Annotated in this window: 9 protein-coding genes; 6 read left to right on the forward strand and 3 right to left on the reverse strand. The window is 63.2% G+C overall.

Annotation, left to right across the window (positions count from 1 at the left end):
• Positions 1-35: 35 nt before the first annotated feature.
• From J1M86_RS22450 to J1M86_RS22465, 4 genes are all read left to right on the forward strand, one after another.
• Positions 36-1,235, forward strand: coding sequence for an argininosuccinate synthase (locus J1M86_RS22450; protein ID WP_206511416.1), 1,200 nt, complete (start codon positions 36-38; stop codon positions 1,233-1,235).
• Positions 1,232-2,716 carry an argininosuccinate lyase gene (gene argH, locus J1M86_RS22455; protein ID WP_075840657.1) on the forward strand — a complete coding sequence of 495 codons (1,485 nt, stop codon included), beginning with the start codon at positions 1,232-1,234 and terminating at the stop codon, positions 2,714-2,716. Before J1M86_RS22450 ends, argH begins: the two co-directional genes overlap by 4 nt.
• Before the next feature lie 63 nt (positions 2,717-2,779).
• Positions 2,780-5,788, forward strand: a complete 3,009-nt coding sequence (locus J1M86_RS22460; RefSeq protein ID WP_075840658.1) for an AMP-binding protein — start codon at positions 2,780-2,782, stop codon at positions 5,786-5,788.
• Positions 5,789-5,855: 67 nt separating this feature from the next.
• Positions 5,856-6,068, forward strand: coding sequence for a Trm112 family protein (locus tag J1M86_RS22465; RefSeq protein ID WP_075840659.1), 213 nt, complete (start codon positions 5,856-5,858; stop codon positions 6,066-6,068).
• On the opposite strand, the gene J1M86_RS22470 is transcribed toward J1M86_RS22465, so the two are convergent.
• The 3 genes from J1M86_RS22470 to J1M86_RS22480 all read right to left on the reverse strand — a co-directional run bounded on the left by J1M86_RS22470 (position 6,043) and on the right by J1M86_RS22480 (position 8,208).
• On the reverse strand, positions 6,043-6,594 hold the full coding sequence (locus tag J1M86_RS22470) for a TetR family transcriptional regulator (protein WP_307786715.1): 552 nt from the start codon (positions 6,592-6,594) through the stop codon (positions 6,043-6,045). The genes J1M86_RS22465 and J1M86_RS22470 overlap by 26 nt on opposite strands.
• A gap of 121 nt (positions 6,595-6,715) precedes the next feature.
• Positions 6,716-7,471, reverse strand: coding sequence for an ABC transporter permease (locus J1M86_RS22475; RefSeq protein ID WP_206511417.1), 756 nt, complete (start codon positions 7,469-7,471; stop codon positions 6,716-6,718).
• A complete protein-coding gene (locus J1M86_RS22480; protein WP_206511418.1) occupies positions 7,468-8,208 on the reverse strand; it encodes an ABC transporter ATP-binding protein in 741 nt (246 codons plus the stop codon). Before J1M86_RS22480 ends, J1M86_RS22475 begins: the two co-directional genes overlap by 4 nt.
• A 94-nt stretch (positions 8,209-8,302) precedes the next feature.
• Here J1M86_RS22480 and J1M86_RS22485 point away from each other — a divergent pair, with 94 nt between their 5' ends.
• A complete protein-coding gene (locus tag J1M86_RS22485) occupies positions 8,303-8,929 on the forward strand; it encodes a DNA-3-methyladenine glycosylase (RefSeq protein ID WP_075840662.1) in 627 nt (208 codons plus the stop codon).
• A gap of 36 nt (positions 8,930-8,965) precedes the next feature.
• Positions 8,966-10,237 (forward strand): tyrosine--tRNA ligase, encoded by a 1,272-nt coding sequence (tyrS, locus tag J1M86_RS22490; protein WP_075840725.1) that lies wholly within the window; start codon positions 8,966-8,968, stop codon positions 10,235-10,237.
• The last annotated feature ends 578 nt before the right edge of the window (positions 10,238-10,815 follow it).

Here is a 10,815-nt window from a genome sequence, read left to right on the forward strand (position 1 = left end):
CACCACGCACGAGCAACAATCAAGGAGTACACACCATGGCCGAACGCGTCGTCCTCGCCTACTCGGGCGGATTGGACACCTCCGTCGCCATCAGCTGGATCGGCAAGGAGACCGGTAAGGAGGTCGTTGCCGTTGCCATCGATCTCGGCCAGGGCGGTGAGGACATGGAGGTCGTGCGGCAACGCGCCATCGATTGCGGAGCCGTCGAGTCCGTCGTCGTCGATGCCCGTGACGAATTCGCCGAAGAATACTGCCTACCGACCATTGCGAACAACGCGCTCTACATGGACCGCTACCCGCTGGTGTCGGCCATCAGCCGTCCGCTGATCGTCAAGCACCTGGTCGACGCCGCCCGAGCGTACGGCGGAACCGTGGTTGCGCACGGCTGCACGGGCAAGGGAAACGACCAGGTGCGCTTCGAGGTCGGTTTCAACACTCTCGCGCCCGAACTGGACGTGTTGGCTCCCGTCCGTGATTACGCCTGGACGCGGGAAAAGGCGATCGCGTTCGCCGAGGAGAACGCGATCCCCATCAACGTCAGCAAGAAGTCGCCGTTCTCGATCGATCAGAACGTCTGGGGACGCGCTGTCGAGACCGGGTTCCTCGAAGACCTGTGGAACGCGCCGACGAAAGACGTCTACGACTACACGCAGGATCCCAGTGCGAACTGGACCGCGCCGGACGAGCTCATCATCGGTTTCGACAAGGGCCGCCCGGTCAGTATCGACGGCCGCCCGGTGTCGGTGCTCGAGGCGATCCAGGAGCTCAACACCAGGGCGGGCGCGCAGGGCGTCGGCCGTTTGGACGTAGTCGAGGACAGGCTCGTCGGTATCAAGAGTCGGGAGATCTACGAGGCTCCGGGCGCCATGGTGCTGATTCGCGCCCACGAGGAGCTCGAACACGTCACCCTCGAACGCGAACTCGGACGCTACAAGCGTCACACCGACCAGAAGTGGGCCGAGCTCGTCTACGACGGGCTCTGGTACTCCTCGCTCAAGGGTGCTCTGGACACCTTCACCGCCCACACTCAGGAGCACGTGACGGGCGAGATTCGCCTCGAATTGCACGCTGGGTCGATCAACGTCAACGGACGGCGCAGTGAGGAATCGCTGTACGACTTCAATCTTGCGACCTACGACGAGGGTGACACGTTCGATCAGTCCTCGGCCAAGGGATTCGTACAGCTTCACGGTTTGTCGTCGAAGATTGCGAAGAAGAGGGACATGGGCTTGTGAGCGAACAACACGGAACCAACGAAGGATCGCTCTGGGGTGGGCGGTTCGCGTCCGGCCCGGCCGAGGCCATGGCCGCGCTGAGCAAGTCGACCCATTTCGACTGGGTGCTCGCGCCGTACGACATTCGCGCATCGATGGCGCACGCCCGCGTGCTGAACGGCGCCGGGCTGCTCACCGCGGCCGATCTCGAGATCATGCTCGACGGCTTGCAGCGGCTAGCCGACGATGTCGCCTCGGGTGAATTCGTGGCTGCGGAGTCCGACGAGGATGTGCACGGCGCACTCGAACGCGGACTGATCGACCGCATCGGCCCCGAGGTGGGCGGACGCCTGCGAGCAGGACGCTCGCGCAACGACCAGGTAGCGACTCTGTTCCGGATGTGGCTGCGTGACGCCGTCCGGCGCGTGTCCGCCGGCGTCCTCGACGTCGTCGACGCTTTGGCCACGCAGGCTGCCGCGCACCCGGCGGCAGTCATGCCCGGAAAGACGCATTCGCAGGCGGCGCAACCGGTTCTGCTTGCGCATCATCTCCTGGCGCATACCCATCCTCTGCTACGAGATGTGCAGCGTTTTCAGGATTTCGACGTCCGAGCGGCGGTCTCACCGTACGGTTCCGGTGCGCTGGCGGGCTCGTCACTGGGTCTGAGCCCGGAGAAGATCGCGGCCGAACTCGGGTTCGATTCGTCGGCGGAGAATTCGATCGATGCCACGTCCTCGCGCGATTTCGCGGCCGAGGCGGCGTTCGTACTAGCGATGACGGCGGTGGATCTGTCTCGACTGGCCGAGGAGATCGTGTCCTGGAGCACTCCCGAATACGGGTATGTGACATTGGCAGATGCATGGTCGACCGGGAGTTCGATCATGCCGCAGAAGAAGAATCCGGATGTCGCCGAACTCACCCGTGGCAAGTCCGGTCGACTGATCGGCAACCTCACCGGTCTGCTCGCGACTCTGAAAGCGCAGCCGCTGGCCTACAACCGTGATCTCCAGGAAGACAAGGAACCGGTTTTCGATTCGGTTGCGCAGTTGGAACTGTTGTTGCCAGCAATCGCGGGCTTGGTCGGTACGCTCGAATTCCACGTGGACCGGATGGCCGAGCTCGCGCCTGCAGGCTTCACGCTGGCGACGGACATCGCAGAATGGATGGTTCGCCAGGGCACGCCGTTCCGGGTGGCGCACGAGGCTGCAGGTGCGTGCGTGCGTGTCGCGGAGGCTCGGGGAGTCGGCCTGAACGAGCTGACCGACGAGGAACTGGCAACGGTCGATCCTTCTCTGACACCGGAGGTTCGCAAGGTCCTGACCGTGGAAGGTTCCATCTCCTCGCGTGATTCCCGAGGCGGCACTGCAGCGATCCAGGTGGCGAGTCAGCTGGGCGGCGTGCGCGCGAGCGCGGAGAAAGCGCGTGGCTGGCTCGCAACCGGAATTTCGGGAGGCCGAAACGTCAATCAATCAGGCGCGCCGGGTTCGAATTCGGCGGTGTGAGAAGCTTCTCGGCAACGCATTGAGTGAGCGGTCGGACACAGAAGATCGAACGCAGGAGTTGTCGTGGTTGGACTGAATGCAGACGCCGTCCGTGGGCCGTTGCGCCGCGCTGTAGCAACTGCTCAGAACGGTCTCGAGGTCATCCGTTTGGGTGGCCTCGAGACCGAGGTCGATGCCTCGCCGTTCAGGGTTGTCGACCGTGAGCCGATGTACCGGCTGCGGCGGTACTTCCCGGACGACGTCGACGAGTCGCTTCCACCTGTCGTACTGGTGCCACCGATGATGGTGTCGGCGGATGTGTACGACGTGACCACCGACAACGGTGCGGCCGGGATTCTGCGCGGGATGGGTTTGGATCCTTGGGTCGTCGATTTCGGTTCGCCCGACACCGAGGAGGGCGGCTGGAGTCGCACTCTCGCCGATCATGTCGTGGCCATCAGCGAGGTCGTGGACAAGGTTTACAGCCATACCGGGCGTGATGTTCACTTGGCCGGATACTCCCAGGGCGGTATGTTCTGCTACCAGGCTGCGGCCTATCGTGGCGGCCGGAACCTGGCCAGTCTCATCACGTTCGGCGCTCCCGTGGATACGCTCGCGGCGCTTCCGCTGGGCATCCCGGCGGGTGTCGCGACCCGCGGCGCCGAGTTCCTCGCCGATCACGTCTTCACCAGGCTGGCAGTTTCCGGTTGGATGGCTCGAACCGGATTTCAGCTGCTGGACCCTGCCAAGACGGTGCGCTCACGGCTGGATTTCTTGCGTCAACTCCACGACCGCGAGGCCCTGTTGCCACGAGAGCCGCAGCGGCGGTTTCTTGCGCTCGACGGCTGGGTTGCCTGGTCCGGGCCCGCTGTCGCCGAACTGTTGAAACAGTTCGTGGTGCACAACCGGATGATGACGGGCGGGTTCGTCATCAAGGACCGCCTGCTCACCCTTTCGGATCTGTCCGTTCCGATGCTGGCGTTCGTCGGCGAGGTCGACGATATCGGCCAACCGCTCGCTGTGCGCGGCATTCGCCGCGCTGCGCCTCGTGCCGAGATCTACGAAAGCACGCTGCGTGCAGGTCACTTCGGCTTGGTTGTCGGTAGTTTGGCCGCCGCCCACACGTGGCCGACCACCGGTGAGTGGATTCTGTGGCGCGAGGGCCTGGGAGACGAGCCCGCCGCCGTCCACGAGATGACCTACGACGAGCACCTCGATACCGAAAGCGGTGTGTCGGTGAGCAACAGACTCATTCACACTGCGGCGTCGATCGCCGAGGTGGGAGTCGGGGTCGGACGCGGTCTTGCGTCAGCGGCCAGCGGCGCAGTTCGAGGCACCCGTGAGATGTCCAGCGAGGCAGTCCGCACGTTGCCACGCCTTGCGCGCCTGGGGCAGATGCAACCGCACTCGACGGTATCGCTCGGCCGGTTGATCGCCGAACAGGGTCGCAAGTCACCGGTTGGGGAGTGCTTCCTCTTCGACGATCGTGTGCACACCAACCAGGCCGTCAATGTTCGCATCGACAACGTGGTCAAGGGTCTGATCTCGTGTGGCGTCCGACCGTCGGCGCGCATCGGTGTGCTGATGGAGACCCGACCCAGTGCCCTGGCGGCCATCGCCGCATTATCTCGAATCGGCGCGGTGGCCGTTCTGCTGCCACCGGGCGGAGATCTCAGCAGCGCCGTTCGCGCCGTCGACGTCGACACCGTCATTGCAGACCCCGAGAACCTGGCCTCGGCAACGGCACTGGTGGCCAACGTTCTGGTATTGGGCGGCGGCGATGCCCGCCATCTCGAGGTCCCCAATGGCGAGGACGTCATCGATCTCGAAGCGATCGACCCGGATTCGGTGACGCTGCCTGCGTGGTACGCACCCAACCCCGGCCGAGCGCGGGAATTGGCGATGGTCCTGTTCACCGCTACCGACCGCGGACTCGAACCGAGATTCGTCACCAATCATCGTTGGGCGCTGTCGGCGTTCGGTACGGCGACGGCAGCAGCTCTCGGTCCAGGCGACACCGTGTATTGCCTGGCGCCGCTTCATCATTCGGCTGGGTTGCTGGTGAGCGTGGGCGGTGCGCTCGCGGGCGGATCACGAATCGCACTCTCGCGAGGGTTGGACCCGGAACGATTCGCCGGCGAGGTGTTCCGCTACGGCGTCACGGTTATCAGCTACACCTGGGCGATGATGCAGAGCATTCTGGACCATGAGTGCCTCGATATCGACCGTAGTCACCCGGTGCGACTGTTCATCGGATCCGGAATGCCGGTCGGCTTGTGGAAGAGAACGCTCCGGAAGTTCGAGCCCGCACGTGTGCTGGAGTTCTACGCTTCCACGGAGAACGACGTGATCCTGGCCAACGTCGCCGGCACCAAGATCGGTTCCAAGGGACGCCCCCTCCCCGGTAGTGCAAAGGTCGCGTTGGCGGCGTACGACCCGATCTCGGGCCGGTTGGAGGAGGACGACAACGGTTTCGTCCGGATGTGCCGTGACGACGAGATCGGCTTGCTGTTGGGCCGTCCGAGCAACGACGGTGAGGTCACGAGTCCGCTGATGCGTGGGGTGTTCGAACCCGGTGATTCGTGGATCCCGACGGAGAACCTGTTCAGACGCGATTCCGACGGCGACTACTGGCTGGTCGATCGCAAGGACACCGTCGTCAAGACAGCTCGCGGCCCGGTGTTCACCCAGCCCATCATCGATGCGTTCGGTGAGGTGCCCGAGGTGGTATCTGTTGTGGTGTACGGCGTCGTCGCCGGCCAGGGGCGAACCGTCAACGGGGTCGACTATCGCGACGAGGTCGCGGTCTGCGGGATCTCGCTTCGCGAGGACAAGTCGTTGCCAGCCAGAACGGTCTCCGACGCGATGGCAGTGTTGCTGCCTGTGCAGCGTCCTGACATCGTGCACGTGGTGGATCACATTCCGCTGGGGCGGGCGTATCGACCGGGCGCGTGCGACTTGCAGAAGGAGGGTGTGCCCGCACCGAGCACCCGCACGTGGTTCTTCGACAAGGAGTCGGGTGACTATCGTCGGCTCACCAAGGCGATCGCCGCCGAACGGTTCGGCAGCGCCGACGAGTCCGGTCGACGGTAGGTCGAGCGATCTCGGTTCGGTAGGTTGAGCGGGCCAGGCAGTACACCGACAGACAGTAAGGAATTTCGTGGCGATCGATCGAACACTTCTCGGCATCCTCGCGTGCCCGGAGGACAAGGGCCCACTGCTGCTGGTGGAGGACGAGTTGCTCTACAACCCGCGTCTGCGCCGCGCATACCCAATCGAGGGCGGTATTCCGGTGCTCCTGGTCGACGACGCCCGCGATGTGGACGACGCCGAACACGAGTCGATTCTCAGCCGGGCGACGTCCGGGTCGTAGGTAGGTCGCCGGTCATATAGCGCTGCAGAGTGGGTGCGATCAAGGCCACCAACTCGTCGGCGGGCATCGATGCGATCGGTTCGAGCTCGAGAACATGTCTGGTCAGCAGTACACCTGCCATCTGTGACGCAACCAGGTTCACTCGCAGTGGCGCGGAACCTACCGGGTGATTCACGCGCTGAGCGACGTCCTTCAGTGCGATCTGCAGCAGAAATGTGCTGATCAGGTCGGTGTCGCCGTCGGCGATGATCGATCGGAATGCGGCGACCACGGACTCGCCGTTTTCGGAATCCCAGACCTGAAGCACTGCGGTGGCCAGAGTGGCTCCGAGGTTGTCGAGCTGGGCCGAGCGAATCGGTTCCAAGACTTCTGCGGGATCGATGGGTAGGGCTATCGCGGCAACGAAGAGGTCTCGCTTGGTTCCGAAGTAGTGATGCACGAGTGCCGCATCCACGCCCGAATCGGCAGCTATTGCACGAATCGATGTCTTGTCGAAACCTGCGTCGGCAAATCGTGTTCGGGCCACGGTGAGGATTGTGTCCTTTGTTGTGGATTCGCCTGGTCTTCGACCGGTCCGGGTGTTGGGCCGACGGCCGCCAGTCTCGTGTGCGTTCACGATGCCCACTGTGCCGGATCAGATGTCGCGGTCACGGGGTACGCCTCCGAAGTGTTGCGGCTGCCGCGCACAGGGCGACTATCACGAACCCGAGGACGACAGCCAGATCGAGAAGCATGGTGGTGGTGACGGTGGCGTTGTTCGCGATTTCGTCGAGTGCGTCGACGGAGTAGCTCAGGGGCATTGCGTTGCTTGCGATCTGCAGCCAGTCGGGCATCTGTTCACGTGGGACCAACAGGCCGCAGAGAAACAGCTGCGGAATCACCACGACGGGCATGAACTGCACTGCTTGGAACTCGGTCCGCGCGAACGCGCTGCACAACAGTCCGATGGCGACGCCGAGTACGGCACCGAGCATCGCCACCAGCACCACCCATGTGACCGAGCCGGCCGTCGTCAGTCCGAGAAGTCCGAATGCGACGGCGCACGCCAGTGCCGCCTGGGCCACTGCTGCTATCGAGAACGCAGAGGCGTAGCCGGCGAGGAGATCGAGTTTTGTCATGGGCGTGGTCAGCAGACGTTCGAGTGTCCCCGAGCTCCGTTCGCGCTGCATGGCGATCGAGGTGATCAGAAACATCATGACGAAGGGCAGAATCCCGAGCATTGCGATTGCGATCCGGTCGAATACCGGCGGTTTCCCTGGAGTGAGCGGTACCTCCTGGTAGAGGAAGTAGAGCAGCGTCATGAGCAGCGAGGGAACCATCAGGATCATCGCGACGGTGCGATGGTCGGCGCGTAGTTGCCGGAGTATGCGTGTGCTGGTGGCGGTGTAGATATGCGGGTTCACGACGCCCTCTTTTCATTGTCGGACGAGCGAATGAGCGTCAGAAACGCGTGCTCGAGGTTCGTTTCACGTGTTCGGGCCAGAAGTTCCGCGGGCGTGGATCGAGCAAGGACTGTGCCACCTCGCATCAGAATCAGGTCCCCGCACTGCTCGGCCTCGTCCATGACGTGACTCGACACGACGAGTGTGGTGCCGGCTTCAGCCATCTCGCGCAGGCGTGTCCATAGCTCGGCTCTGAGTACGGGGTCGAGTCCGACGGTCGGTTCGTCGAGCACGAGCAGTTCGGGATTCCCGACGAGGGCACTGGCCAGTGACACGCGACTGAGCTGACCACCCGAGAGTTGCCCGGCAGCCGTCGTGGCGTGATTGCTGAGCCCGACGGTCTCGATTGCGGCGACGATATCGGCGGGCGGTCGACCGTACAGGGATGCAAAGTAGGCGACATTGTCTCGAACCGTGAGATCGAGATAGATGCTCGGTGCCTGCGTGACATACCCGACTCTGCGCCGCAGAGCCTTCGAACCGGCGGGTAGTCCGAGAACGGTGACGGTGCCGGACTCGACGATCTGTGTGCCGACGATGGACCGCATCAGGGTGGTCTTTCCGCAGCCGGATGGCCCCAGGAGCCCCGTGATACTCCCGCGGCGAATTGTGAGATCGATGTTGTCGAGAACCGTCCGTCCGCCGCGCCTGACGACGAGCGACTCGGCGACGACGGCGTCTCCGGGTGGTTGGCTCATGCCGGTCTCCTTAATTCATCGCATGTTGAATTCACTGCATGATGAATTAAAGCGCGTGGTCGGCGTCGAGTCAACGGGCGGCACAATTCGAGGTATGAAGATTGCAGGGTTGACCGGACACCCGGTCGAGGTCGCCCGGTCACTACTCGGTGCAGAACTACGCGCCTTCGACGTCCGAGTCAGAATTGTCGAGGTCGAGGCATACGGGGGACCCGAGGACGGGCCTTGGCCGGATCCGGCCGCGCATTCGTATCGTGGGCTCACGGTCCGCAACTCGGTGATGTTCGGCCCGGCCGGCCGACTGTACGTCTACCTCAGCTACGGAATGCACATGTGCATCAATGTCTCCTGTGGTCCGGAAGGCGAGGCAGCTGCGGTCCTACTTCGAGCGGCAGAAGTCATCGACGGCGACGACGTGGTGCGCGCAAGACGAGGTCCCCGAGCGATCGCCACCCGCGTGGCCACGGGACCGGGGAACCTCGGCCAGGCGCTGGGCATCACCCTGGGGGACAACGGAACAAACCTGCTCGACGCGGTTTCGCCCGTCACGCTGAACGCAGGCGCGCTCGCCCCGGGATCGGGCGAAATCGAATCCGGTCCACGGGTAGGGGTCAGTGCTGCGGCGGACAGGCCGTGGAGATTCTGGGTGACAGATTCGCCATCGGTGTCGGCGTATCGACGTAGTCCGCGAGCAACCGAGCGGGGCCCGACGCGGGGCTGAGGGGAGCCGGCGGCGCTGGATGAGAAGATTGTGCTCGTGAGTGAGAACATCATCGACGAACTGACCTGGCGCGGACTGATCGCGCAGTCCACCGACGTGGACGAGCTGAAGAAGGCGACGTCCGACGGGCCCATCACTCTGTACGGCGGCTTCGACCCGACCGGCCCGAGTCTGCACGCCGGTCACCTCGTTCCGCTGTTGGCGCTCAAGCGTTTTCAGCGCGCCGGTCACCGGCCCATCGTGATGGCCGGCGGCGCCACCGGGCTCATCGGTGATCCCCGCGATGTGGGGGAGCGCACGATGAACTCCGCGGACACCGTTCGCGAGTGGGCGGATCGCATCCGCGGACAGCTCGAGCGTTTCGTGGATTTCGACGACAGTCCAACAGGCGCGATCGTCGAGAACAACCTGAACTGGACCGCTCAGCTGACGGCCATCGACTTCTTGCGCGAGATCGGCAAGCACTTTTCGGTCAACGTGATGCTGGCGCGCGACACCGTGAAGACCCGTCTCGAAGGGGACGGAATGTCGTACACCGAATTCAGCTACATGTTGCTGCAGGCAAACGACTACGTACAGCTACGGCGTTCCTACGGCTGCACACTGCAGATCGGTGGGTCCGATCAGTGGGGGAACATCGTCGCGGGTGTCGAGCTCAACAGGCGCAAGGATGCCGAATCGGTCCACGGGATGACCGTTCCCCTGGTGACTTCTGCCGATGGCAAGAAGTTCGGCAAGTCGACGGGCGGCGGTAGCCTGTGGCTCGACCCCGACATGACGAGCCCATATGCCTGGTACCAGTACTTCGTGAACACGGGCGATGCGGATGTCGTCAAATACCTCCGGTGGTTCACCTTCCTCGATCGCGAGGAACTCGATGCGCTCGACGAGGCCACTCGGGAACGCCCGCACGCCCGTGAGGCTCAGAAGCGCCTCGCGGCCGAGATGACGACACTGGTGCACGGGGAGTCGAACACCCGCGCAGTCGAGCTGGCGAGTCAGGCGTTGTTCGGTCGCGCGGAACTGGCGGAACTGGACGAGCCGACGTTGGCAGCGGCGTTGCGTGAAACGTCCGTCGCTGAAGTCGGAGCAGGCGATGCGGCCACCATTGTCGATCTCCTCGTCGCCACCGGCCTGTGCGAGAGCAAAGGTGCTGCTCGACGTGCGGTGAAGGAGGGTGGCGCATCGGTGAACAACCAGAAGATCGCCGACGAGACCTGGACGCCGTCGCCTGACGATCTCCTTCACGGCAAGTGGTTGGTGGTTCGGCGCGGCAAACGTAATTTCGCGGGCGTTCTGGTCGGGTGAGCTGACATCGAGCCGGCAGTGGTGCGAGTCACACAGGTGTGATTTCGCCCCGCTGCGGGTATCAGGTTCAGCAGCGGCTCTGTCACCAGCGGTTTCACTGTGAGCGCCTCGTGCAACGTGCGGATTTGACGCACAGTTTCCAGTCGCGTAACTTTTGTCGAGTCAGAGCGACACGGACACCGACCAGGTCTTCACGGACATGGCAACGAGGTTGTACGGGGTTCCTGATGAGCGTGTAGGACAGTCTTTCCCCCAAGCGTCGGGCCTTGTGTCCGAGACCAAGTTGGGTTAGGCTGGAACGGTTGCCCCAGACTCCCGGAGATAGTGTTTTTCGGGTTGTGTGGTGTGTGCGTGTTCTTTGAGAACTCAACAGTGTGTCGATGAATGTCAGTGCCGAATGTTTTTGGTGCTCATGCCTTTTGGGGTGTGGGTGTGACATCTTCTTGCTTCATGCCTTTGTGGTGTGGGGTGGGAGGGTTTTGTTTTAATGCTAGTTGAGTTTTTTTGCTAGTGATTTGGCTCTTTTGTCTATGACTGATTTGTGGTTTCGACCATTGATCGAGAGTCTTTTACGGAGA

It is taken from the genome of Rhodococcus sp. KRD197, assembly GCF_017168235.1.
In the GTDB taxonomy this organism is placed as follows: domain Bacteria; phylum Actinomycetota; class Actinomycetes; order Mycobacteriales; family Mycobacteriaceae; genus Rhodococcoides.